23 protein-coding genes and 2 pseudogenes are annotated in these 26,032 nt (G+C 36.9%); 19 read left to right on the top strand and 6 right to left on the bottom strand.

Annotated features, from left to right (window positions below; genetic code table 11):
- The first annotated feature begins 159 nt into the window (after positions 1-159).
- From HMPREF0389_RS08810 to HMPREF0389_RS09255, 13 genes and pseudogenes are all read left to right on the top strand, one after another.
- On the top strand, positions 160-405 hold the full coding sequence (locus HMPREF0389_RS08810) for an integrase core domain-containing protein (protein ID WP_156775265.1): 246 nt from the start codon (positions 160-162) through the stop codon (positions 403-405).
- A gap of 147 nt (positions 406-552) precedes the next feature.
- Positions 553-1,167, top strand: a complete 615-nt coding sequence (locus tag HMPREF0389_RS07805; RefSeq protein WP_014263085.1) for a TetR/AcrR family transcriptional regulator — start codon at positions 553-555, stop codon at positions 1,165-1,167.
- 66 nt (positions 1,168-1,233) lie between these two features.
- Positions 1,234-1,830: an MptD family putative ECF transporter S component gene (locus tag HMPREF0389_RS07800; RefSeq protein WP_014263084.1), complete on the top strand. Its 597-nt coding sequence runs from the start codon at positions 1,234-1,236 to the stop codon at positions 1,828-1,830.
- A complete protein-coding gene (locus HMPREF0389_RS07795) occupies positions 1,831-2,535 on the top strand; it encodes an energy-coupling factor transporter transmembrane component T (protein ID WP_014263083.1) in 705 nt (234 codons plus the stop codon).
- Positions 2,532-3,989, top strand: a complete 1,458-nt coding sequence (locus HMPREF0389_RS07790; protein WP_014263082.1) for an ABC transporter ATP-binding protein — start codon at positions 2,532-2,534, stop codon at positions 3,987-3,989. Before HMPREF0389_RS07795 ends, HMPREF0389_RS07790 begins: the two co-directional genes overlap by 4 nt.
- 1 nt (position 3,990) lies before the next feature.
- A pseudogene (locus tag HMPREF0389_RS09155) lies at positions 3,991-4,188 on the top strand (ABC transporter ATP-binding protein); the annotation flags it as partial.
- Between the two features lie 336 nt (positions 4,189-4,524).
- Positions 4,525-4,698 carry a hypothetical protein gene (locus HMPREF0389_RS09205; protein WP_169308496.1) on the top strand — a complete coding sequence of 58 codons (174 nt, stop codon included), beginning with the start codon at positions 4,525-4,527 and terminating at the stop codon, positions 4,696-4,698.
- A 98-nt stretch (positions 4,699-4,796) separates the two neighbouring features.
- Positions 4,797-5,375 (top strand): L-2-amino-thiazoline-4-carboxylic acid hydrolase, encoded by a 579-nt coding sequence (locus HMPREF0389_RS07775; RefSeq protein ID WP_014263080.1) that lies wholly within the window; start codon positions 4,797-4,799, stop codon positions 5,373-5,375.
- A gap of 158 nt (positions 5,376-5,533) precedes the next feature.
- Positions 5,534-6,877: an MATE family efflux transporter gene (locus HMPREF0389_RS07770; protein ID WP_014263079.1), complete on the top strand. Its 1,344-nt coding sequence runs from the start codon at positions 5,534-5,536 to the stop codon at positions 6,875-6,877.
- Positions 6,878-6,909: 32 nt separating this feature from the next.
- The gene (locus HMPREF0389_RS09045; RefSeq protein ID WP_156775264.1) at positions 6,910-7,059 is read left to right on the top strand and encodes a hypothetical protein; all 150 of its coding nucleotides are present in this window, start codon (positions 6,910-6,912) and stop codon (positions 7,057-7,059) included.
- 53 nt (positions 7,060-7,112) lie between these two features.
- A pseudogene (locus HMPREF0389_RS09405) lies at positions 7,113-7,226 on the top strand (integrase DNA-binding domain-containing protein); the annotation flags it as partial.
- 280 nt (positions 7,227-7,506) lie between these two features.
- The gene (locus HMPREF0389_RS09400; RefSeq protein WP_330360493.1) at positions 7,507-7,656 is read left to right on the top strand and encodes a hypothetical protein; all 150 of its coding nucleotides are present in this window, start codon (positions 7,507-7,509) and stop codon (positions 7,654-7,656) included.
- A gap of 644 nt (positions 7,657-8,300) precedes the next feature.
- Complete coding sequence (locus tag HMPREF0389_RS09255) at positions 8,301-8,786, top strand: HIRAN domain-containing protein (RefSeq protein WP_014263078.1); 486 nt, start codon at positions 8,301-8,303, stop codon at positions 8,784-8,786.
- Between the two features lie 953 nt (positions 8,787-9,739).
- Here the strand turns inward: HMPREF0389_RS09255 and HMPREF0389_RS07760 are convergent.
- Both HMPREF0389_RS07760 and HMPREF0389_RS07755 read right to left on the bottom strand, forming a co-directional pair.
- Entirely contained in the window at positions 9,740-11,563 is a 1,824-nt protein-coding gene (locus HMPREF0389_RS07760) for a sensor histidine kinase (protein WP_014263077.1), read from the bottom strand.
- Entirely contained in the window at positions 11,560-12,291 is a 732-nt protein-coding gene (locus HMPREF0389_RS07755; protein WP_014263076.1) for a LytR/AlgR family response regulator transcription factor, read from the bottom strand. The genes HMPREF0389_RS07760 and HMPREF0389_RS07755 overlap by 4 nt, the downstream gene beginning before the upstream one ends.
- A gap of 351 nt (positions 12,292-12,642) precedes the next feature.
- Here HMPREF0389_RS07755 and HMPREF0389_RS07750 point away from each other — a divergent pair, with 351 nt between their 5' ends.
- The 3 genes from HMPREF0389_RS07750 (at position 12,643) to HMPREF0389_RS07740 (ending at position 19,055) form a co-directional block, all read left to right on the top strand.
- The gene (locus HMPREF0389_RS07750; protein ID WP_041250856.1) at positions 12,643-16,854 is read left to right on the top strand and encodes an S-layer homology domain-containing protein; all 4,212 of its coding nucleotides are present in this window, start codon (positions 12,643-12,645) and stop codon (positions 16,852-16,854) included.
- 246 nt (positions 16,855-17,100) lie between these two features.
- A complete protein-coding gene (gene tnpA / locus HMPREF0389_RS07745) occupies positions 17,101-17,571 on the top strand; it encodes an IS200/IS605 family transposase (protein ID WP_014261821.1) in 471 nt (156 codons plus the stop codon).
- Between the two features lie 695 nt (positions 17,572-18,266).
- Positions 18,267-19,055, top strand: a complete 789-nt coding sequence (locus HMPREF0389_RS07740) for a histidinol-phosphatase HisJ family protein (RefSeq protein WP_014263074.1) — start codon at positions 18,267-18,269, stop codon at positions 19,053-19,055.
- Positions 19,056-19,424: 369 nt separating this feature from the next.
- Here HMPREF0389_RS07740 and HMPREF0389_RS07735 read toward each other — a convergent pair whose 3' ends face one another.
- Positions 19,425-19,775: a hypothetical protein gene (locus HMPREF0389_RS07735; protein ID WP_014263073.1), complete on the bottom strand. Its 351-nt coding sequence runs from the start codon at positions 19,773-19,775 to the stop codon at positions 19,425-19,427.
- A gap of 277 nt (positions 19,776-20,052) precedes the next feature.
- Between HMPREF0389_RS07735 and HMPREF0389_RS07730 the strand changes: the two genes are divergently transcribed.
- The 3 genes from HMPREF0389_RS07730 (at position 20,053) to HMPREF0389_RS07720 (ending at position 22,984) form a co-directional block, all read left to right on the top strand.
- Positions 20,053-22,038 carry an elongation factor G gene (locus tag HMPREF0389_RS07730; RefSeq protein WP_014263072.1) on the top strand — a complete coding sequence of 662 codons (1,986 nt, stop codon included), beginning with the start codon at positions 20,053-20,055 and terminating at the stop codon, positions 22,036-22,038.
- A 77-nt stretch (positions 22,039-22,115) separates the two neighbouring features.
- A complete protein-coding gene (locus HMPREF0389_RS07725) occupies positions 22,116-22,400 on the top strand; it encodes a hypothetical protein (RefSeq protein WP_049770215.1) in 285 nt (94 codons plus the stop codon).
- A gap of 203 nt (positions 22,401-22,603) precedes the next feature.
- Positions 22,604-22,984, top strand: a complete 381-nt coding sequence (locus HMPREF0389_RS07720) for a hypothetical protein (RefSeq protein WP_041250855.1) — start codon at positions 22,604-22,606, stop codon at positions 22,982-22,984.
- Between the two features lie 191 nt (positions 22,985-23,175).
- On the opposite strand, the gene HMPREF0389_RS07715 is transcribed toward HMPREF0389_RS07720, so the two are convergent.
- The 3 genes from HMPREF0389_RS07715 to HMPREF0389_RS07705 all read right to left on the bottom strand — a co-directional run bounded on the left by HMPREF0389_RS07715 (position 23,176) and on the right by HMPREF0389_RS07705 (position 26,029).
- Positions 23,176-24,318: a sensor histidine kinase gene (locus HMPREF0389_RS07715; RefSeq protein ID WP_014263069.1), complete on the bottom strand. Its 1,143-nt coding sequence runs from the start codon at positions 24,316-24,318 to the stop codon at positions 23,176-23,178.
- The gene (locus HMPREF0389_RS07710) at positions 24,319-24,996 is read right to left on the bottom strand and encodes a response regulator transcription factor (RefSeq protein WP_014263068.1); all 678 of its coding nucleotides are present in this window, start codon (positions 24,994-24,996) and stop codon (positions 24,319-24,321) included. It abuts the gene before it with no gap.
- 232 nt (positions 24,997-25,228) lie between these two features.
- Entirely contained in the window at positions 25,229-26,029 is an 801-nt protein-coding gene (locus HMPREF0389_RS07705) for a CPBP family intramembrane glutamic endopeptidase (RefSeq protein ID WP_014263067.1), read from the bottom strand.
- Positions 26,030-26,032 lie beyond the last annotated feature (3 nt).

The following is a 26,032-nucleotide window of genomic DNA, read 5'->3' as shown; positions in this document are numbered from 1 at the left end:
GTAGAAAAAGAGTTCTAAAGTTGGTAAATGAACATAGTAGTTATGAAACATCCAAGATGTTAAAGACATTAGAAAAAGACTTTGGCTTTAAGATAAAGACAATACAAACAGATAACAGAAGAGAGTTTTGCAATGACAGAGAGCAAAAGGAGTTACTCTTTGAAAAAGTTAGGAATAGAATATATAAGAACACGACTGTATTCCCCATGGCAAAACGGAGTAGTAGAAAGAAGTCATAAAATAGACAACGAACTATTCTACAACAGGAGAATATTCAAGAGTGAAGAAGAGATGTACAAAGCATTTAAGAGATATAGTGTAAGAACGAATAATATAGCAAGAAGAGTATTAAATTTCAGGACACTGAATGAAATGGTAGAACATTATTGTAAGAGTGTAACTTAGACTTAAATCGGATGGTTCTTGTCACATATGTTTGACAATCATAGAGTATAAACTGTTTTATTTATCCAAACTATATTGACCAAAAATAAAAACTGTGCTAATATACCATTGGTATATACCGATGGTATATTAGCGAGGAGGCATTTCATGAAAATATCAGAAACGCAACAAAAAATATTAGAAGTTGGCAAACGGGAATTTTTAGGAAAGGGATTTAAGGATGCATCCCTTAGAAAAATTGCAGCAAAAGCAGGATTTACCAAAGGCGCTTTTTATGGATATTATCCGGACAAAGCAGCTTTATTTGAAGCACTTGTTTCTGAGGCGGCGGACGGTTTGACAGAACAATTCAGAGCTGCACAAGATGCCCATTTTGATTTAATTCCCGAAAATAAAACTTCGGAAAGCAGAGAGTTGTCTACAAAATACCTTCTGCATTTTGTAAATTATATTTATGATTATTTTGAAGAATTCAAGCTTATACTTTGCTGTTCTGAGGGCACAAAATACGCAGATTATATTCACGAACTTGTAGAATTGGAAGTATCCCGTACAGAAAAATACTACGCTATTCTTAAAGAAAAAGGTAAAATGACAGGAAGTATCAGTCATGATTTACATCATATGATTACCAGTGCATATTTTACCGCTGCATTTGAAACAGTTGTTCATGATATGACGAGAGAACAGGCGATTGAATATGTTGAAGAACTTGCTGTTTTTTTTAATTCCGGATGGGAGGGACTTTTACGGCTCACATAAGCTGTAAAAATTTTTATGTCTAAGTTAGATGAGGCTAACAGTTATGTTAGAAAGGATGTTCTTATTATGAAAAATGAAAACAAATTATTGACAAGAGATTATATTTCCATAGGTATTTTTTCGCTTATTTATTTTGTCATTGCATTTGTGATAGGTGGTATCGCACAGATGACACCTGCAACTTTTCCATTTATGCCAATGATAGTCGCTTTATTTACAGGCAGTGTTTTTATGCTATATACCGCTAAAATACCGAAACGCGGGTCACTTTCCATACTCGGTATACTCGCCGGAATCTTGCTATTTGTTACCGGTATGTTTTGGATGATGTCGGTATTTTTTATCATATTTGGATTTATTGCGGACTATATTTGCCAATCAGGAAATTTCAAATCATTCAGAAGAAATTTACTTGCCTATTGCGTGTTTGCACTGTCTCCAATGGGAGCCTATATCCCTATGGCTATCATGCCTGCACAGTTTGATGAATTCATGCATAGAAAAGGAGATGTTTCTTCTTTTGAAGGAATCATCAATGCAATCAGAATAAATTGGTGGATTATCCCACTAATGATTTTGGGTACAATTGTCTGTGCCGTAATTGGAGGCTTTGTCGGTAAAAAATTAATGAAAAAACATTTTGAAAAAGTGGGGATTATATAGATGAGTTTGGATCCCAGAACAAAACTTCTGATTTTATCAATAACCGGTATTTCTGTTTTTCTGAATGAAAGCATCGTCGTAGAGTGCCTTTTTACAGCAATCCCCGTATTCTTGCTCTTGCAGGCGAAAGAGTTCCGTACCGCTTCAAAATATGGAGTTCTCTTTATTGTATTATTGATGGTACAGCTGTTTGTGATATTAAAATTACCCGTTACAACGGGAGGTATCATATATATGTTTGATGTCTATATAAGGAAACTGATTCCTTGTTTTATGCTGGGTACGTTTTTAATACGTACGACAAAGGTCAGTACTTTTTTAGCTGCATTCAGTCGATTGCATTTGCCTAAAGGCTTTACGATTGCGCTTTCCGTTACATTGCGATACTTTCCGACAATGGCTGAAGAATGGAGCTATATTAAGGACGCTATGGCTCTTCGAGGGATTACCGCTTCTTTGATAGGATTTCTGCGCTATCCGATTAGAATCATGGAATATGTATATGTACCGATGCTGGTATCTGCTTCCAAAATCTCTGATGAAATCACGCAGGCTGCAATCACAAGGGGAATTGATCATACCGGAAGACGCAGCTGTATGGAAAAAGTTTGTTTTTCGATCCATGATGCTCTGATTGTAACAATCTATATAGGGATTATTTGCATGATATTTTTTGATTTTTTACGAGGAGGTGTATTCCCTTGATTGAATTTATAAAACTTTCTTTTGCCTACAAGGATATGGAAAAAGCTTCTTTACGGGAATTACACTTAAATATTCCAAAAGGACAATGTGTTCTTTTGTGCGGTGCATCCGGATGTGGAAAAACGACTGTTACGAGATTAGTGAATGGACTGATTCCTCATTTTTTTGAAGGAAAGCTTTCAGGAAAAGTAACTGTAAAAGGCATGAATGTTGCCGAGACTGAAATTTCAACTCTTTCCGATAGTGTCGGCACAGTTTTTCAAAATCCGAGAACACAATTTTTTAACACAGATACAGATAGTGAAATTGTTTTCGGACTGGAAAACAGAATGCTTGATATGGAAGAATTAAAACAGCAGCTTGAAAGAGTTGTTAAAGATTTGCATATAGAAAAATTAAAAGGATGCAGTATTTTTGAACTTTCCGGAGGGGAAAAACAAAAAATTGCATTTGCGTCTGTATATGCCACGAATCCGGATATTTTTGTGTTGGATGAACCGTCCTCTAATCTGGATTTTCACTCTGTGCTTGAACTGAAAAAACTGATAGAAAAAATAAGACAGCAAGGGAAAACGATTATCATTGCAGAACATCGCTTGTGGTATTTAACAGATGTTGCAGACAGAGTCATCTTAATGCAGAATGGTCAGATTTTTAAGGATATGAGTATGCAGGATTTTTGCAGGCTTTCGGTTGGACAAATACAAAATATGGGACTCAGGTGTCGAAATCTTTCTGAAATCGAAACAAATGTCAATGATAAAAAAATTTCCGAACACATATTAGAGCTAAAAGATATTCACGTCAAATATGGCAAAAAAAGTATCCTGCAAAATATTTCTTTCACCGCAAGCGGCGGAGAAATCATCGCAATTACCGGTGAAAACGGAACGGGAAAAACAACACTGGCACGTACTATATGCGGGCTGATAAAACAAAAATCAGGAAATATTTTGGTGGGTGGCAGGAACTTGTCTGCAAAATCGCGTATTAAAAAATCTTATATGGTGATGCAGGATGTCGGGCATCAGCTTTTTACGGATTGTGTAGAAACTGAATGCACACTCGGAACAAAAACAACAAGTGAGCCTGTTATTGATGAAACTCTATCGATGTTATCCCTTTCCGAATTTAAAAACAGACATCCTCTTTCACTCTCAGGAGGACAAAAACAAAGACTTGCTGTGGCAATCAGCTTGCTTTGTGATAAAGAAATTCTTATTTTCGATGAACCGACCAGCGGGCTTGACTTAAAAAGTATGCGAGAAGTAGGAATGATGATAGAGAAACTTTCTGAACAGGAAAAAATCCTGCTCGTTATTACGCACGATATTGAATTTATAAAAATAATATGTTCCAGAGTTCTGCTTTTGTCAGACGGTAAAATAATTGCCGATTTGAGAGGTGAAGAAAAGAAAAATATCGAAAAGTATATTTTAACAGGAGGAGATTAGAATGAAGAATAAAAATACATTGTATCGCTTATTTGAATTTACCGAATCCTGTAAAGGTTTGCTTTTAAGTTCGGTTATTTTTGCCGTTCTTGGCGAAGGGTTTGAAATCGTTCCGTATATTGCAGTTTCACACACTATTATTCAAATATGTGCCGGCGATTACAGTTTGAAGTCAATCATACCGATGAAAGTAATTGCGCGATTTTGTGATGTAAAAGACGGTGAAATTATTTTAGGGGCATCAATGTGAAAGACTATATCTGTGACAGCCTTCTTAACGATTTTTTCATTGTGTTTCAAAGGGCTTACTTTTTTGAAGATACCATTGAAAATAACATTCTTTTTGGAAAACCGCAGTCAACAAAAGAAGAAATGATTACAGTGGCAAAGGAAGTACATTTTTCTGTAATGTATTCACACTTCCGGACGGATACCAAACAAAGATTTGGAAAAGGAGTGCAACCCTTTCCGACGGTGAGAAGCAGCGAATCTCTATTGTATGAGATTGTATGAGCAATTTTGAAGGATGCACCTATTGTTTATTTTAGACGAAGACACGGCAAGTGTTGCTCCTGAAAGCGAACGGGAATTACGGCAGGCTATTTCAGAACTGACAAAGAATAAAGCACTTCTGATGATTGCTCATCGATTGAATACGGTACGGGGAGCAGATCAAATTCTTGTTCTTGAAAATGCACAGATTGTGTAAGGAGAAAAACATCAGGAGCTGATACAGCAAGAAGGACTTTGCTGACGATTTGTGAAAATGTGGGGAAATGCAATCGGATGGAAATTAGGAGGTCGGGAATGACATATAAAAAATTTTACTTCGGAAAGTTAGATGCGCAAATATTAAAAAATATAGATGCAGAACATAAAACAAAAATGCAACAGCTCATCAAAGAAATCAACCAAGGGTCATGGACAGAGAAACAGAAAAAAAGGCAAAAAAACAGTATCATTTCAAATATAGCTTTATACCGATGTTTTATAGATCAAGGGTTTTCAAAAAATGAGGCAAAAGAATTGGTAAAGGAGTATTCATTTTATGTTGCTGAAAAGGCACATAAGCTTTTGAAAACATTTTTTCATATACCCGGGGTTTTTAGGCTGTTTTGTTTGTTTATGAGAAAAGGGATGTCAGGCGATGAAATCTGGGAAAGCAGGATTTTATCGGATGATGGAAAATACTACCGAGTTGATGTATTCAAATGTCTTTGGGCGGATACCTGCAGGTTTTTTGAATGTCCGGAGCTTTGTGAAATATTCTGTCTGTGTGATTATATTGTATTCGGAAATATAAAGGGATTTGTATTTGAGCGAAGTCAAACACTGGGAATGAACGGTAAAAAATGTGATTTCTGTTTTATAAACAAAAAAGGATAAAGCGTTTTTGTAATCACTCATAATCAGGAATTTGTGCGTGCTTGCTGTGAATACAGAATAACTAATAGATAAGAGATAAGAACTAAAAGATAAAAAGATAAAAGATAAAAGATAAAAAGATAAAAGATAAAAAGATAAAAGATAAGGAGGGTTTTATAATGGATGTTCGTGATAAATTACTTACGGAAAATCCTTGGAAATTGATGGTTAGTCTTAGTTTGCCGGCGATTTTGGGTCAACTGATTGTAGGATTATATGCCTTTGTCGATTCAATTTATGTCGGGCAAATGGTGGGAACCGATGCTATGAGTGCAGTTTCGGCGGCATCTCCGTTTGTATTGATCAATAATGCAATTGCAGTTCTTCTTGGAATAGGTTCCGGCTCTGTACTTTCTCGAGCAATCGGAAAAAAAGATAAAGAAACCGTGGATAAGATTATGGGGAATCTGACTTTCTTGGTAATTATTTTATCATCAGCAGTTATGATTATTGGTGTCATATTTGCTCCTGAATTTTTACGCCTATCCGGTGCCGACGGTGAGGTTCTGGAGATGGGTGTTTCTTATTTAAGAACAGTATATCTCGGCTCCATCTTCGTAAATTTTATGCAGGGTGCAAATATGGTAATAAGGGCAGAGGGTCGCATGGGAATTGCAATGGGAATCATGGCGGCCGGTGCTATTCTGAATATTATATTAGATCCTATATTCATTCTGCTCATGCCATCTTGTGGACCGCAAGCTGTTGCAATCGCAACTGTGATTTCTCAGATTACTCAGGCTTCAGTAACTTTATTATACTTTTTGAAAAAAAGTCCGACTGTTCGTTTTCATGGAATAAAACCTGAAAAAGACTTATTACCTGAAATTTTTTCAGTTGGAATGAGTGCTATGCTCATGCAAATTATGATGCTGATTCAAATGACAGTTGTATATAATACAGCGGTGCATTTTGGCGGAGAAAAGCAAATAGCTCTTATGGGAGCCGCTCAAAGAGTTATGCAGCTTGCATTTGTTCCGATATGGGGAATGAGTCAAGGGATGCAGCCTGCTGTCGGAACAAATTTCGGAGCAAAAGAATATATAAGGGTTAAAAAACTTACGAATGTATTTATTATAGGTTCCACCTGTCTTGCCGGATTTTTCTTTGCCATAATCGAAATTTTTTCAGTGCAAATATTATCTGCATTTATTACCGATTCAGCTATTGTGAGTTTAGGACTATCTAATTTTCGGCTCATGTACTGCATATTTCCTACCTATGGCATGCTCATAATGACAGTTACTTATTTTCAGGCCATCGGGAAAGCAAAACATGCAGGAATATTGGTTATATTAAGGCAACTTGCGCTTGTAGTTCCCTTGATACTGATATTACCTCGTTTACTGAACGGAAATGTTCTCGGAGTATGGCTGGCATTACCTTTGAATGATGTCGTTATGATTTTGATTGCAATTATATTGCTAATTAGTGAATACAAGCACCTTATTAAGCTTGCATAGAAAACAGGCAAGGTAAAAGTTGGCGAGGTATCATGAAAAGAATATTCATTTTGAGTTGTTTTATTGCTTTTGTATTTGTTGTTTTGTGTTCTCGTTCCTTTATTTCTGCTGCGGAAGTGACTGACAATTACGAAACTGCTATTGATAAAGTTGCAGATGGATATGTAGGTAAAAGCGGTTAGGAGAGAGTCGGAGAAAAGACAGGAGATATGTTTACAAATATACAGATACCTTTGGAACGCCGCACTTTGTGTACACATGGAAATTATTTCCTACGGATAAAACCCCTAAGAGAAAGCGTGAGGAAAAATTCCTGCGGAAAAAAGCAAAGGAAATTCAAAAAACTTGATGATGGAATTGATCCTGTTAACAGTATGCCGACTTTACGAGAAGCGCATACGAAATAGTACAAATGTAAGGCATAGCATAAAATAAGATTGAAAACAGCTCATGAGAATACTTGGGGAAGATACGATTGGTCTATCACGTAAATGTAATGATGTAAAGGAATGGGCTTTATGAATGAAGAAAAAAGGCTATTTTTTTATCACTATCAGTAATCACAAGCATTCTCTAAAGGGCAGCCTTCTATACATCTATTCATGATGACGGTATCAGGAAAAATCTCTTTGACTTTAAGATTATTACAGTCATTGAGGTATGACACCGAGCCGAAAGTTCCTCTCTCGCCTATGCAGGAAGAAAGCTTTTTTTCTTTGTTAAAAGAGATAAGGTCTGTTACAAGTATTATGACGAGCTTATCATTCTGCTTGGAATAGGGTTTCGCGTTTCTGATTTTTGTAGACTGACGGAGAGATATTGTTTTTTGTTTTAGATCTTCTTTAGAAGTTTTTTGTAATATTGATTATTTCTACAACTTCAGTTGATTTTTGATGTAGATTTTTTCTGTCAATATTAAGAAATAAAACGAATGGTGTTAATTATAGTGTCTTACTCTAATATTCAACTGCTTCCATATTATCATAGCATATTTTGTATAAAATTATGAGTTATATTGGTAAATTGATTTTCTGTTTTTGGAATATAAACTTACAAATTTATGTTACCGGTATTTGAGTATACGATACATTGTAATTTCGTCTTCTTTTTAACAACATTGTGAACGGTTGAGTTTATGATATGTCATAACAGGAAATTTTATTTTTGCAAAGTTATATAGGATTGGGGTTTGAATTGGTCATTTTCAATAGCTGTTTGAGATTGCTTTGTTGAATGAATCACAGGATATTATTTCGGGAGAATTTTGGGACATGATATTTGTACCGAGGGAGTTTTTTAGAACTTGTATTTTGATAGAATAAATATAACAAAAACAAATGAAGTGATAAAAATATGATTTGGAATGCATTTGAAGAAGAAAAGTAAGACTTTACGACCAATATTTGAAACGGAGGGAACAATTATGACAAAAATGTATTTTACGATAGTCGGCACAGGGCATTATTACGGACAGGAATTTTTGGAACCGGGAATGAGAGTGATTTTAAAGAAAGATTCTCATAATGAATACGATAACGAGGCAATTATGGTCAATTTGGAAGGGCTTGGAAAGATAGGATATGTGGCAAACAGTCCATACACTGTACAAGGAGACAGCTTGAGTGCCGGTAGATTGTACGACAAAATCGGAGATGTTGCATTTGGAAAAATAATGTATGTTTTGCCAAAAGGAGTACTTTGTAAATTGGATAAAAAGTCATTGCGTAAGAGAAAAGAAGAGCGCTTAAGTTACAAGGAATATGATGTTGATGACTATGATGAGAAAGAGTGTGATGCATTTGACACAGAAGATTGTGATTCTTACGAAACGGTTTCAGACACAATTGATTTTCTTGAAGGTTTGAGTTGTAAATTGCGTGGAACAAAAAAAGATAGAAGATACAGATAAGATTGAAAGGGTGTTCTTAGAATAGGGACATGAAATAATGATTAAGTTGTTATAAATTGAAAAAGAATACGCTATTTTACCCTTTGATGTGCCGGAGACTTTGGGTGGAAAGGAAAGAAAACAGACTACTACATCCGTACAGAAGACCTTCTTTTATTTTTTCAGATGCTTATTAGGGTGTTAATCTGTATTTTTCTTTGCTTGTTGGAGTTTCTGGAGCATAAGTTTTTAGGAATATTCTTCCATAAGCATAGTTTTTTATTGTTCTAAAAGGACATGCTTATCGGATAATTTTTTAATGATTCATGTTCGATGCTTAGGATTTTCAAGACTTTTCACAGCTGTTCCATAGGCAATTAACTATGACTTCTCATCTTCATAAAAGTGGGTATCTTCCACACATATCATAGATGAACTGATGATTGGATATGGTATTTTTATCTCTCTCTGTCAAGAAATCTCCTGTTAAGAGATAAAATTATTATATAAACCTACAAAAATAGCGTATCATTCTTGAAGAAGAATTCAATGAATGAAAGAGAGGTAATATACAGATAAATTTATGTAAAAAATTTTAGATAACAATTAGAAGCAAGATTGATTACACAGGGATTTGATAATTTTCCCAACAAGAAGAATTGACATAGCCCTTGCTTTTGCATTAGGCCATGTCAATTTTTTTGTAAGTACATATGCACTTACTGTGATTGATATACAACAGAATAAAAACGGCAGATATACTGTCGGTATAAGAATGGAAGATATACCGTCATGATAAGAACAACAGATATAGCAACAGAATAAGAACAGCAGATATAGCAACAGAATAAGAACAGCAGATATAGCAATAGAATAAGAACAGCTTTAAGTATCTTTTATTATCTTTTATTATCATACATACTATATCAAGAACTATCCAAACAGAAAATTCGCAGGGCAATTTCTAAATCAGTCTACACACTTCCTATCCTCAGATACACCGATGACTGAAAATATCCATCTCTATCTTCAAACTTCGCATCTCCGTAGTATTTTTTTGCAACGGACTGTACGGAAGAAAGACCGATACCGAAGCCGTGTCTTTTTGTAGAGCAAAATCTGCCGTCCATAGAGAGAAAGTTTCCGTCATAAGAGTTGTCCATGGTGACAATAAGCATATCATAGCTTATATCACTGCTAATTCTTATCAATCTTTTCTCTTGATCTATTTTCAGGCAGGCCTCAATTGCATTTTCAAGCAGATTTCCGAAAATGATTGCAAGGTCGCTGTTGAGAGATGTCTCACTCATTTCCGGCACAATCAGTTTTGTATGAAATTCTATTTGTTCTCCCTTGCATATCCCTGCATAGTGAGAAAGTATGGCACTTACCGCTTTGTTTTCGCAATAGCTCATATGGGCAGTAGGGATATTTTGGCTTAACGTATCAAGATAGTCATTCAGCTTTTCGGTTCCATTTTCAGCCAGTTCCCTTATCGCAATCAGGTGATGATGCAAATCATGTCTTTGTTTTTTCAGCACATCCTCGTTTCTGGCAATCAGCTCATTATACTTTCTTTGCTCATCAATTTGGATTTCCATAAGCCCTATCTCAAAAGCAAGGCTTTCATTTTGCTTACGCAAGATTGCAAAATCCTTGATATAAAAACCTATCGTAAAGCTCATCATCAAAATAAAGATAATGACTCCGTCTTGAAAAAAAGATGAGAATTGATAAGTAAACTTGAAATAATAATTTGCAACCTCAATCAGAGATGCAAAAGTTAAAATTACTATCGGTATGACAAAACGCTTCGCCTGTAAGTTATCACTCTTAACAGCCTCATATACAGTCAGAAGCGAAAGAATACACAAAGAGCAGATTGTCATAAAGTGGAAAGCATACATACTGCTTGACAGAGGATATATTCCCAAAAATTGCAAAATGAGAGCGATAATTGCCGAAGCTGTCAAAAAGGAAGAGAGTAGGGATAAAGGCTTCGGATTTTTGAAACCGATTGACACATTAGCCAACTGGATAAGCGGAATGCAAACGGTAAACAGTCCTATAAAAGCAAACAGATACAGCAAAGTCGGGTTTTTAATAATCAGCGCCGTCAAATTACATTCACCGAATCCCCACAAACCCGAAACAAACGAAAACATACCGAGCCAAAAGAATATCTCACTGACCTTCTTTTCAAAAAAAAGCATCATCAGTGATACGATAGCAAGGAACACTCCCGCTGCAAGCTGAACAATCGAAAAAATAAAAGGTATTTTGTAAGTCGCTACAAATTCTTTGAATATAGACTTGAATGGAGCCTTCATAGGCGGATACACAGTCATAGAGCTACGAGTAGCAGGGGATAAAAACTCCATTTTAAACTCCACTTCCCTATTATAGACAGACGGTTTAATCAAAAAAATTTCCGTAGCGGGATCAAGCATAAAGTTCGGATAAGTTTCCCTTTTGCCAAGCTCATAAATTAACATCCCGTCAGTATAAACCTTTGCAGGTGCGTATGCAGTATTGACAGAGAACATATCATTGTTATTCACAGTGATACGTGCTGTAACGGTAACAGGAGTCCGAGGCTCCAAGTTTTTGAAGTTGTAAGGCAATGTGACAGACTTTGGAGCGTGCGTGCCTACACTTACCTTAACATCTCTGATATACAGAGGTTTCGGCAGTTTCTCCTGATGCATACTGTACCCGAAAGACGAAACGATGATAATGAAAGAGATCAAAGCCAAAGCAATCTGCAAAGCAACAAACATTTTCAAATTTCTTTTCATTTCAAAAGCCTCCTCGTACGATCAAACAGAAAATCCTCCAGAGCCTTTTTCGCTTTCGTCAAAAATTCTCTGCGAATAGGAACAATTGTCTTATTTTCCATCACAAAAGAGCGAAGCTCCATATCTATGTACATCACATAACAAAGATTCACCGCAAAACTTTTGTGAGGCAGAAAAAAATTGTTTTCAGGAAGCTGTTTACTAAGTTCGGACACTTTGCCGTAAACAGAAAAATCCTCCTCATTTTTCAGGCAAAGATAGACCTTGTGCATCTGCTGTTCCATATAAAGGATATTTGCAAGAGGCACCCTTTCGACAATACCGTTTCTTTGCACAAAAAGAGTAGGCACATCATTCTTTTTTAATACCGCCAAATGCAAAATATCTTCTATGCTTTCCTTTGAATATGGTTTTTCAATATACTTCATAGCAGACAGGCGATAGCTTTCCAGTGCGTGATCCTTGCTTGTAGTTACGAAAGCGACAGGAATGTCTTTGTCTTTTTTGCGAATAAGCCTTATCGTATCGATGCCTGTAAGCTCGCTTTCCATATAGATGTCCATAAGAATAAGATCATACTTTCCTTGCTTAAAATCCGCAAGCAAATCCTCCCCGCTTGCAAAAACAACAGATGTATTTTCTATATTGCTTTCGTCCAGAAGTTTTAAGAGCATATTCTTTTGATCCGGTTCATCTTCACAGATTGCTATTTTTAGTGCATCCGGCATTTTGTAACCCCCTTTTTGTATAAAGTAACACGACAATGATATCACAGGTTTTGATTGATTATGAATAGATAGCTTGTGGTGAAATGTCTCAAGTAACCTGAACACGCTATATCATATCCTTTTATTGACAAAAATATGTAGAATATAGTGAAATGTCTTAACTAACTTGAACACATTATATCACACATTCACATTTTTATCAATTTGTCAAGTACGAATTATGTTAATCAAAATGACATCTTTCGTAGTGTTCAAAAAGAAAAATATTTTATAGAATCGACTTAATTGCACAAAATCTATCAGGTAATTGTCTGATTGCTTAAAAATATTAAAAAAGGAGAAGATGATTTTATGAAAAATAGGAAAAGATTTTTGAAAAGCACATTAGCTTTTGTATGCACATTAGCAATGATTTTCACATCGATTGAGCTGAATCCTGTGATAGAATCCTTTGCGGAAGTCACCGGAGGAAATGGAGATATCCAATATCTCAATAATGGCATAGGAGAGAATATATTTCAGACAGGAACGGTATCTGAGGAAGATTCTGTGGTAAACTCTACTTATGAAAGAAGCGGTCGTGGTGAGAACGGAGAAGAAAGCTGCTTTGTGGAAAGTACCGTTGTAAGAGGGGATATCCAATACCGCTATTATGACACAGGAGAGAAAGCATTTAAGACAGGAACGGTACCTGAGGGGGCTATTATAGTAGATTCTACTTATGACAGAACTATTTGGGGTGATGAAGATGGCAAAGAAACCTGGTATGTGGTGAAAGGAGAAGTAAATTTACTATATATTTATGCAAATGGAAAGCTTAATCTAGTACTTTGCGATAATGCAAAACTTACAGTAGAAAAAGGAATGGTTATGCCAAGTAACGGCAGCAGTATCAATATCTATGCACAGTCTGACGGTGCCGATATGGGAGAAATTATATCTACAGGACTTGAAAGCAAGCGTCCTGCAATCGGAACAGGCGATGATGGAAATGTTGACGGCACAACTTGCACTACTAACATTCATGGTGGAAAGATTACAGCTACAGGGGCAAGAAGTACAGCAGGTATAGGAGGCGATTCTTATTCCAGAGTAGGTATAATAAATATATATGGCGGTGAGATAAATGCACAGGGAGGCAAAGGTGCTGCGGCAATAGGCGGCGGTCGTGTTGCAGCTTCTGACGGAATAAATATTTACGGCGGGAAAATTACCGCTACCGGTGGAGAAGATGGTGCCGGAATCGGAGGAGGCTTGGAGAATGATTTAGATGGAGGTCCAATTAAAATCTATGGCGGACAGATTACGGCTAAGGGTGGGCACTCAATAAGAAATATTGAGAGTCAGCCTGTTGCAATCGGTAACGGTGCGGGTGTTAACCCGGGAAACTTTAGCATTTTTTTAAGTTGGACTGATGATCAAAATGATTATATTGATGCGAACAGATATATACACCCTAACAATATAGGGGAAGGGAAATCCTCTATTGAAATAGATTCGACTCATCCGTTTAAGTTCGCTGATACAGGTGAATATGTCACACTTGAAAATATAAAAAATGGGGGTAAAATTGTACCGGCAGATGCTGCAATATGCAGTGTAACCTTTGAAACGGGAGATGGTGCTACAGAGGTAGCTCCTCAGGGGATAAACAAGGGAGGAAAAATAAAGCCGACTGTTACGCCTGTCCGTAAGGGATACCGTTTTGCAGGATGGCAAAAAGACGGCTTACCGTTTGATATCTCGACAGCTATCCTTGATGACACTACTCTAACGGCTATCTGGAACTCACTTCCTGATACGGAATACCAAGGAGAAGGGGATGTAACGGTCGAGTTAGCCGGCAGCGAATATTATCCTCTGGAGCCCGGTCATACTGTACTTGACGGTGGCACTTGGGTAGTAGTAGACGATGACACAAGCTTTCATGAGCGTATTACGATAAAGGGAGATGTAAATATCATTCTTACTGACGGCAAGACTTTAACAGCTAACAAAGGGATAGCAGTAACGAGTAAGGATCACTCTAAGTTTAGTGTATATGCTCAGAATCAGGGTACAGGAGCTCTTAAGGCTTTTCCTGATGAAACAGTATATTCTGCCGGTATTGGCGGTGATGAAGGTAAAAGGAGCTGTGGAACTATAAATATCTATGGCGGACGTATTCAGGCGAGTGGAAGTGATTTGGGCGCGGCTATAGGAGGTTCTGCATTCGGTAACGGCGGTACGATTGGAATATATGGTGGACAGGTAGATGTACAGGGATCACGCAATTATGGAGAAGCTATCGGTTTTTCTTATGCAGGAGGTGTAGAACCTCATAATGCCGATATAACACTTAGCTGGACAAGGGAAAGTGACTATATAAGGCTATATCCAGCTCCCGGCGGGCAGCCGGCAAGGTACAAGGGGAATGTGACATTTTCAAAGAAGTTTCTTCTTGACGGAACAAATACTCGTGCCTTTTGGAAGAGTGCGAATAATAATATTGACAATAGAAAAATTGTACCTAAGACAAAAATGCTATGGTCAGATATACAGGAAAAACTGGATGTAGGAGGGAGCATAAAACTTACAAGTAATGTAAGTGCAAAAAGCGGGGATATAGCACTCGTAGTTCCTGAGGGTAAAAATGCAACTATTGACTTAAACGGATATACGATTAGCTGTCAGTTTGATTTGACAGGAGATGTGAAAGATGCCGTTTTTGTAGAAAATAATGCAGCTTTAACAATTACAGGTGAGAGCAAAAAAGGCAGTATTACAGGTAAAAACGGTCATATTGAAAATCATGGAACACTTATATTAGATAATGTAACAATCAGCGGCATCGAAGGTGATGAGGCAATAAAAAATGACGGTACATTATCTCTTAAAAATGTTTCCATTACAGGGAATCACGGAGGTGTATCTGTAGGAGATAAAGGAGTCTTAAAGCTATCAGACAAAGTAGTCATTAAGGATAACACAAAAGGGTCTCATTCTAAAAATATAGTCGGAAATCTAAATAGAAAAATCAGTTTTGAAAATCCGCTTACAATTGACAGCCGTATAGGATTAGAGGATATGGAAGCCATACTTACAAACGGTGCAAAGGGAAAGGCAGTACCTGAAAATTTTGTAAGCGACACCGGAAACAGGTATATCTATTGGACTGAAGATGGCAGAGAAATAAAAATCTCAGCACAAGCGCCGAAGTATAATATTATAATAGGAAGCGTTACAGGTAACGGAACGGTAACGGCAGAAATTGAAGGAACGCCAGGAAGTGTTTCCAAGGCATCTAAAGGTGCTAAGGTTACATTGAAAGTAAAACCGGAGGCAGGCTGGCGGCTTAACAGTCTAAGTGTTAAAAATGGTGAAACACCGATTGCTATTGCAGCTGACAACAGTTTTATTATGCCTATCGGTGATGTAACAGTAACGGCAATTTTTGAGCAAGTGAAAAATGCACCGTTCACAGCTCCGACAGTAAAAACAAATCTTGTCTATACAGGAGAGTTGCAGGAACTTATCAATGCAGGCTCTGTAGACTCTAATATAGGGGAAATGCAGTACAGTCTAAAAGAAACAGAAGGTTATAGTACAACTATACCGACAGCAAAGGATGTAGGTTCTTATAGAGTATATTACAAAGTAGTAGGAACAAATGCCAACTACGATTACAGCAAAGCTAAGGGAAAGGTAGAGGTATTGATTCATGAAGTCTATGAAGTAAAGGTAGTAGACGGAACAGGAACCGGCAAGTACAGAGAGGGTCAGATAGTTACCATCAAAGCAAATGAAAAGTCAGGATATACCTTTACAAAGTGGACAGGTGATGACGGAGTAGCTTTTGACAATGCTGTTGCAAAAGAAACAAGCTTTGTAATGCCTGCTAAAGCTGTTAAAGTAACAGCTAATTACAGTTCAAACAGCAGTGGCGGTTCATCAGGAGGAGGATCAGGCGGTTCGGGCGGAAGCTCCGGAAAGACCACTCCGTCTGATGTGAATCATATCAATACTGATAAACATGGCAAAATAGTGTATAATAAAATTAAATTTATTGATGTTAAGGATAGCGATTACTTCGCAAAAGCCGTTGAGTGGGCGGTAGAACAGGAAATTGCGAAAGGGACTTCCGATACGTTATTTTCACCTCAAGCGCCTTGCACAAGAGCGCAGATAGTTACATTCCTTTGGAGAGCGGCAGGAAAGCCTGAAGTGAAGGAGACGGATAAGTCGTTTTCTGATGTAAAAGAAGGTGAATATTACAGTAAAGCATTGAGTTGGGCTTTGCAGCAGGGCATAGTAAAAGGAACGGGAGCAAATGAATTCAGCCCTGAAGCTATCTGTACAAGAGCACAGACGGTTACGATACTTTATCGCTATGCAAAATCGCCTGCGGTGAATAGCAAACATAATTTTGTGGATGTGAATGAGGGAACTTATTATAGCGATGCCGTTAAGTGGGCTTTTGAAAATGGAATTACATCAGGTACTGATATCAACTTGTTCAGTCCCGACGCAATATGTAACCGTGCTCAAATCATAACATTTTTATATAGATATCTGGGTAGGTAGCCATAATAATTTTTAAATCAATAGTGAATATATTGCGATTGGTATAAAAACTCATCAAATAAAATTAAATCAGCAAAAAAACGGAGGGAGTGAGAAATCACTCCCTCTTATTTGTATAAAGAAAACCACGCGATAGTCGCGTGGTTCAAAAAAGCTTAAGCGGTGAAAAAAAACCTCCTAATGTGCTAAACTGTATAAAAGCCTGCCAGCTGATGAAAAACAGAATAGATTAGGAGGAACATTAAAATGTCTCAACAAAATAATGTCAATAACAGTTTAGCACATACCAAATGGAATTGTAAGTACCATGTAGTATTTGCACCAAAATATAGAAGAAAAGTCTTTTATGGAGAAAAAAAGGAAGCGATAAGAGATATAATAAGAACATTATGTCAGTGGAAAGGAGTTGAAATAATAGAAGGAGAAGTTTGTCCCGATCATATACATCTATTACTTAGTATACCACCAAAAATAAGTGTATCGAGTTTCATGGGATATCTGAAAGGAAAAAGCAGTCTAATGATATTTCAAAAATATGGAAACATGAAGTTTGCATATAGAAACAGAGAGTTTTGGTGTAAAGGATATTACGTAGATACCGTAGGTAAAAATACAAAAGCAATACAGGAATATATATCAAATCAATTGAAAGTAGATAGAGAAAGTGATCAATTAAGTATATTTGATCCGAGAGACCCGTTTACGGGTAGCAAATAAAAAATGCATGGCTGGCAGGCCAATAAAAAGCACACGTGTGTGCTGCCAGTTAAGATAGGGCTATGCCCGAAAATGAAAAACCACCGGCTATGCCGGTGGATATTTATTGTATACTGTTATCCGTTCATTTATACTGTTATCTGTTCGAATGAGCTTATAATATCATCACCGTTTCAAATTGAGATTCATCACTTAAATTCTTATTTTTCCAAGCAACTATACATGGTATCCCTAATCTTTGAAAAGAAATCAGTTGAAAAATATTTTTTAAATTTCCGACTTTTCAATCAGATTTTAGTATTAGATGGATTAGAATGGTAAGGAGTGGTATACTGGATTCAAATTCGTAAAAGAGAGGAATAGAAAAGCTAAAGGAGAACAAAACATAGACAAATGGATTCTGTGCAATCTATATTTTTTGAACAGGAAGTGTTCCTATCGAGGGTTAGATTGGTTGCTTATACCATTCTCCGTTTAAAATGCCGGGTATGCAGAATGTACAATTGCTGAAAAATAATTTGGAGAATCACATAGTTCAAAGGATTCAACCGGTCAGTTCTAATCGCTGATAGTATTACCATATAAAAAATGAGACAGGCTATCTCTATTGAAATGCTTGGAGATTGAAAAAAATTTTGAGATAGTTAATCGTTACAGAAGGATGAAACATTTTAGTAGAAAGAGGAATGAAAGAGATGAGTAAGATTCGTGACCAACATATGCATTCTAAATTTTCGTTTGATTCCAAAGAGGAGATAGAGCGTTATATAGAAGTTGCTTGTAGGAATAAAATTGTAACAACGGAACATTTGGAGTTTGGCAATCCGATTGTAGAGTATTCGGACAACATTCCCGAAGATTCAGCATATCGGAAAGAAATCAATCGCTTAAATCAAAAGTACGGACAATGTGTTTTGACGGGAATAGAGATTGGATATGTTGCTCGATATGAAGAAAAGATACCGGAGTTTTTGAAGGATAAGACTTATGATTTGACATTGCTTTCGATTCATCATGACGGAGAACATGATTTTATCCAAGAATGGGCACATACACAGCCTGTTGAATTGTTGATACCGCATTATTATCAGCAGATGATACAAGCGTTGGAAAGCGGTGTTTCTGCAAATGTGCTGGCGCATTTTGAATACGGAGTGCGATATATTCCTATTACAACACAACAGTTTATTGAGGAAGCACATTATTTCGTTGACAAGGTGCTTGACTTGGTAATTCAAAAGGAGATGGCATTGGAGCTCAATACAAGAAGTATGTATCAATATCATAAGATAGAGCTGTATGACTATGTGGCGGATTGTTACCTCAAGAAAGGCGGACGATTGTTTACAATCGGTTCAGATGCTCATCAAGTTGGAGTTTATCAATATCGTTTTGATGATGCAGTCCATTTTTTGAAACAAAAAAATGTGAAGGAGATTGCACTTTTTGAAAAAGGAGAATTGTCGTTACAGGAATTAGAATAGAAACCGGATTAGGTGTCTGATTTGCAGATGACTTACTATGGATAAGTGTTGCAGTAAAAAAATGATGTCAGTCCGTCATGTTGTACGAAAGTTCAATAGAATTGCAACCAATGTGAACCGTGAAGAAATGTACTCTATGCCAAACCATGTTATCACAGAAAAAATCATAATATAGAATAGAATTGTTACATGGTGAACAGGAACTTAATATAATGACAGATAGTAAGTGAAACGGATAACGGAGAGTATGCGGTTATTCTGATAAGAGAGAAACCCACCAACTTTTGAGGTGATTGTACTTGAAAAGTCGGTGGGTTTTATTGGAAAAAAATAGTCATACCAAAATCTAACGGAAGTTCGTTAAAAAACTTATTTTTTTCGAGAATACAGTCGTTTTCCCTGAAAAATAATCAGAAAGCATATCACGGAAAAAGTAATAAACTCATAAGAATTTGTAATCAAAAACTCCGGAAGGAAGGAATTGCTCATATCGGGAGTGATGTTTTGATTTTTCAGATAAAGCTCCGGAACTGTTTTGAGTGCGAGACAAACAACAGCAAGCGCGCTGATAATCATAGTTGAGGCACGAGACCAACTTGCATAATCAATATTGTTGCTGAAGAGATAGAACACCGCAAGTCCCAGTATAATGACGGACATCAAGATAACAGCGGTATTTCCTCCGATTAATATTTTTGTGATAACTGTATTAGTATCCATAGAATGCTCCTTTCCTGTAAATTATGTAGCATAAACTAAGCCGTTTTTTCTAATTTGTATCATCGGGTATATTATACTATAAATTCTATGTTTATGCCTTGTTTCAAAAAATATATTTTACTTTATGGGAAAGCATTGCTTTTTGACTGACAATTATACTATAATCAATATAGAAATAATCTAAACTTTCTAAAAAATAGAAACAACATAAATTTTAATTTTTAGAAAAAATATAGTTTATTTACAAAATCGCAAATTGAGAGAGGAGTAATCAGTTATGAAACAGTACGAAAGTGAAAAAATAAGAAATGTCGCGATTCTCGGACACAGCGGTTCCGGTAAGAGTAATTTGATAGAAGCGATTCAATTTACGGCAGGATTGAAAACAAAAATTTCGAAACCGACTGATCCGATTACATTAACATCTTCTATGGCACTACATACAGTAGAATATAATGAAAACAGATATAACATTTTGGATACTCCGGGATATTTTGACTTTTTGGGAGAGGTTGTTTCTGCGATGGGTGCTGCCGGTGAGGCTGTTATTATGGTAGACGGAACGACAGATTTGCAAGTTGGAACAGATAAAGCGCTTGAAATCACAGATGAATTCAACATCCCGAAAATTATTTTTGTAAATAAAATAGATAGCGATAAAGCGGATTATGATAAGATTTTGGATCAATTAAGAGAACGATACGGAAAAAAAATAGCACCTTTCCATATTCCTTGGGGGAAAGGAGACGAGTTCAAAGGATTTATCAATGTTGTCGGAATGTATGCAAGAGATTGTACCGGCAAGGATTTTGTGAATTTACCGGTTCCGGAAGACTATACAGAAATCGCAAAACCTGTTCGTGAAATGTTGTTGGAGTCCGTTGCGGAATCTGATGATGTGTTGATGGATAAATATTTCAACGGAGAGGAATTTACACACGATGAAATTTGGGGCGGACTTCGTAAAGGGGTAATCAATGGTGATATTATCCCTGTCGTATGCGGTTCTACGGCAAAAAATATCGGTGTTGAAACATTGTTGGAATCCATCACTGACTTTATGCCGTCTCCGAACGACAATTTAACAATGTTGGATTCTCCAAATACTGTTGTTCATATTTTCAAAACAGTGATTGACCCGTTTATCGGCAGAATTTCTTACGGAAAAATTCTTGCGGGAGAACTAAAAGGTGAAGTAGAGCTATTTAATGTGAATCGGGAAAGTAAAGAAAGAGTATCTAAGTTATATACAATGGTAAATCAGGAGTTGAAAGAGATATCCGGCGGATGGGCAGGAGATATTGTTATTTTCACAAAACTTGCGGATACTCATACAGGAGATACCTTGTCAACAAGTGCATCTCAAGAGCCGGTGGAAGCGTTGAAGTTCCCGAAACCGCAGATGTTAGTGGCAATCGAACCGGTAAATAAAGGCGATGAAGACAAAATTTCAACAGGGCTACAACGATTGTTGGAAGAAGATCCGTCTTTTGTTTGGAAGAGAAATGCAGAGACAAAACAAACTGTTTTGGGAGTACAGGGAGAAATTCATGTGAATTCCCTTCAAGAAAAATTGAAAAGTAAGTTTGGTGTAGAGGTAGAATTGCATGACTTGAAAGTACCGTACAGAGAAACTATCAAAGGAAAATCCGATGTGCAAGGAAAACACAAGAAACAATCCGGAGGACACGGACAGTACGGGGATGTTAAAATTCGATTTGAACACTGTGAAAGTCACTTTGAATTTACAGAAGAAATTTTTGGCGGTTCTGTTCCAAAATCTTACATTCCTGCTGTAGAAAAGGGATTGGAAGAAGCGATGCAGCATGGTATTTTGGCAGGCTATCCTGTAACAAATATCAAAGCAACTCTGTATGACGGTTCTTACCATGATGTCGATTCTTCTGAAATGGCGTTCAAATTGGCGGCGAATATTGCATTCAAAAAAGGAATGGAAGAGGCGAAACCGATCTTGTTGGAACCTGTGATGAATCTGTCTATTGTCGTTCCGGAAGAATATATGGGAGATGTCATCGGAGATATCAACAAAAAAAGAGGAAAGGTTTTGGGAATGGAAGCATTCAAAAACAACAAAGAGATTATCTATGCTCAAGCGCCTCAATCAGAAACTTTCAAATATGCCATTGACCTAAGAGCAATGACACAAGGTAGAGGATACTTTGAAATGGAATTGGATCATTATGAGGAAGTACCGGAACAATTGACACAAAAAATTATTGAAAATGCAAAAAAGGAGCAATAGAAAAGACGCTGTTAATTCTCTGAAAATATATTGACAATCGTTTGTTTATTTATTATATTTTGTACTGAGATATGATATTGAGAAAAGACAGAAAGGATTTCAGAGAAATGAACGGTTTTGTAGATGCTGAAACGAACAGAAAGCTAAAAGACAAACGCACAGAACAGCGAAAGAAAAAACAACACAATAAACAAAAAGATTTTGACAAATACATTGACGACAGTTTGGAACTGTTGCTCCAAAAAGAAAATCGCAAGAAATTTGCACCCAAACCTGCTAAAGCCTTTCGAAATAATCAAAAGAGATTTCAATATGATTATGAAGAAGATTTTTATGAACCTATATATGAGGAAGATTTTTAAAAGGAACAGACTAATACATTCAAATAACAGTATTTTGCTTTTTTGAAAGAAGCAAATTGCTCAAGATTTAATAGATATATCCTCATTTCGATTTGATAAAGTGATTGCAATTTGAATCAAAGAAAAATGAGGATATATTTTTGGGGAAAAATGAAGCTTGGTACAAAAATGAGTGGAATAGACAGAACAGGGGAGGTGTTAAAATGAGAGATAATTATGAGGCGGAAAATTACGATTATGATGAAGAATGCTATGAGACAGAAGATTACAATCAAGAGGAATACGATGAAGATGAGTATAAAGAACCGACTCCGTCATGGAAAGGTACTGTCATATTCGGAATCGTCAATATAGTATGTGTTCTTTTAGCAACAATGACAAGTATAGTATTTCTCAGCAGTTTCTTAGTCGTATTGCTAATGTTCGGAGTGCTGTTTTCTGCAAAATGTATAGTGGATGATTGGAAAGAAGGATTTAAAACATCGGCGTTTTTGTGTGTAATAGGAACGTTGTTGAATGTTGCAGCTGCTCTTATATATGTTTTTACGATATTGGCAGTCACTATTGGAAAATTTATACATTAGCGATATCGTTTTCGTTGTGTTGTATGAGGTGATATCTGTTAAGGGATAGGGAACTATCCTTTAACAGATATTTTTTGTGTGGATATGTTGTGGCTCAGTCTGTTTTCGTTTCGGACAAGACGAGTTTGAAAGATGGTATTTCAAATTCAAATGTGTAGCAGTTCAAACAGGCTTTCGTGTTAATGTGAGTTCTATTGTTTTGCTAACAACAGCATTAATTCAATCTGTGTTCCGGATTCTGAACTTTGAACAACACGAACATCTCCGCCGTGTTGTTGCGCAATTTCTTTTACGAGTGCCAGTCCGAGCCCTGCACCGCCCAAGTCACGACTTCTGGACTTATCCACCCGAAAGAACGGTTCGAAAATATGTTCGCAATCACTTGGATTGATGCCGCTGCCCGTATCGGATATCAGAATGTTTGCGAATTTTCCGTTCTGTGTAACTTCGACGGTGACCTTCCCGCCTTCACGATTGTATTTAATTGCGTTTTCAACCAGATTGTAAATGGCACGGTATATCAGTGTATCGTTGCCCGTAATTTGAGCATCGCCTGATTTTTGGATAAGAGAGATGTTCTTTTTGTCTCCGACAGATGCCAAGTCACATATCACTTCTTCTACAATTTCAGCGAGTTGAATACGGTCACTTCTTTTTGCGGATTGAAGTTCGGTCATTTCTAACAGCAGGTCTATGACATGAGAAAGTCTGTCTGTCTGCATTCGAACCATCGTTATGATTTCCATATAGTCGCTGATTTCAAAGTGTTCGCTCTTTTCAAACACTTCCAGCTTGGTTCGAATCACGGCAAGGGGTGTACGCAGTTCATGTGCCGCATTTGCGGAAAATTGCTTTTGTGCCGAAAAGGTGTTGTTCAGTCTTTTCAGCATTTCATTGAAAGCATTTGAAAGGCGAACAATTTCGATAGAACCGTCAGTTGAAACAGTCGGACTCTGTAAGTTTTTCGCTTGTATTTCTTCAATCTGTTTTCCGAATTTCTTCAAGGGTTCCAGTGCATTTCCGATAATCCAAAAAATCAAGGAGCTGCTGATTAAAGTAATAATCAATGTGATTAACAGACTTTTTATCCAGAACTCCACAGAGATATTGTTTACGACATTCGAAAAATTTTCATCCGGTTGAAGTTCAATCTCAAGATTGGTACCATCTGAAATACTTTCTTGTGGAAGCATGGTAATAGCAGATTCTTCAATTTCAACGAAGAAGAGCATTGCGGATCTGCTGATAAAATAGCTGACGGAAAGGCAAGATATTATGATGATAAAGGCAGTGATGAAGGTGAGTTTCCACTGAAGGGAATGTTGTTTCTTCATTTAGACACGCTCCTCTCCTATGATATACCCTTGTCCGACACGATTCACAATAGGGTCGTATCCCAATACTGCTTTCAATTTTTTTCGAAGAGCTGAAATATGCACGCGGATAGAGTTGCTGAAGCTGTCTACACTTGCGTCCCACACATGTTCTATCAACTCTTCCTGACCTACGGGACGATCCTGATGGAGCATGAGATATTCTAACAGTCCGAACTCTTTTCGTGTAAGAGAAAAAACGGTTCCTCTTGCAGATACGGTGCGCGCCTTTGTGTCGAGTGCCAATTCTCCGCATTCAAGAACAAGATTATTTTGGACAACACGTCTTCGCGTAAGACTTCGCACACGAGCTTCCAACTCTTCAAAATGAAAAGGCTTGCAAAGATAGTCGTTAGCGCCGTTATCCAAACCGTCGATTTTGTCCTGTAGCTGTCCTCTTGCGGAAAGAATCAGAATTCCGGTTTCCGAATCTTCCTCACGAATACTGCGCAGTACATCCATACCGTCCATTCCCGGAAGATTTAAATCCAGTATAATAAGATCATAGCTTTCTGAGAGTGCCATATCCCAAGCGTCATCTCCGTTGAAACAGGTGTCGACTTCATATCCGTCAATTCGTAATCCGTTTGCAATGCTTGTACAAAGAGTTTTTTCATCTTCAACTACCAATATCCTCATAGTTACTCCTTTCTATCTATCCAAAATCTATTGTGATTAAATCTCATAATGAATTATCACATTATAGCATATTATTTTTATCTTCAAATACGATTTTTATAAATTTCTGTTTTTCAAAAAACACTCTCACCCTTGAATACTATATTCTTTTCTTATCAAAAATTGATTTGTTTGAGGGTAACGGAGAAAGGGTCTCCTATGAGTTCAGCATAGAAGACCCTTGTTTGGTAAATTAGAATTGTTGTATATTTTCCGTTTCTGCTCTTTTGTCTTTGAGCAAGCGATAGATGATATATCCTAACGGAATCATCATAATGACACTGAAAATATTAATGATTCCATCTATTTTCTGTGGGGAAAAACTTTGTACCATTGCAACGAAGTTGTTTGCAAAATGTACAAAGATAGGGAATGCCAAATTCTTTTTCTTTTCGTAGATTATTGCAGCAACGATTCCCATTAAGGTAGCATAGGTTGCCTGTACGATGTTCAGATGGTAAGCTCCGAAGAGTACAGATGAAATTAAGATTGCAATCCAAGCAGGACCGACTTTTCGTATGGATTGAAACACGATACCGCGGAACAAAAGCTCTTCTATAATAGGTGCACAAACTACTGCAATCATAAATGTTCCGAATGCATTGCCGCCTGCGATGTTTTTAGAACCTGTATTCATAGCTTCGATACTTTTTTGAAGTGCGGGTATTTGTTCTGCCATCATAATCCAAACGAATGATATCCCTGAAACTCCAAGTCCTGCAATCAAGCTGAAAGCCACATCTTTGGAATTTATTTCTGTGCGTGATTCGCTTTCCTCTTTTCTCCAAAGAAACTTATAGAATGCGAAGAAGATGATGATAATCACAATATATATCAGAATTTCACCCAAGTAGGAATACTTCATAAATTGATTTTCAGTGATGTGAAAAACATTCAGAAACAGTTTTTCTACAGAAAAGTACAATATATTCGACAGGAACAAATGTAATACTATCGCAATAACGGGAATGGCTAAATATCTTTTTTTTATCATACA

This window comes from Filifactor alocis ATCC 35896 (assembly GCF_000163895.2).
Lineage (GTDB): Bacteria > Bacillota > Clostridia > Peptostreptococcales > Filifactoraceae > Filifactor > Filifactor alocis.
Note: the sequence above shows the minus strand (reverse complement) of the source record. Positions and strands in the feature narration are given on the sequence as shown.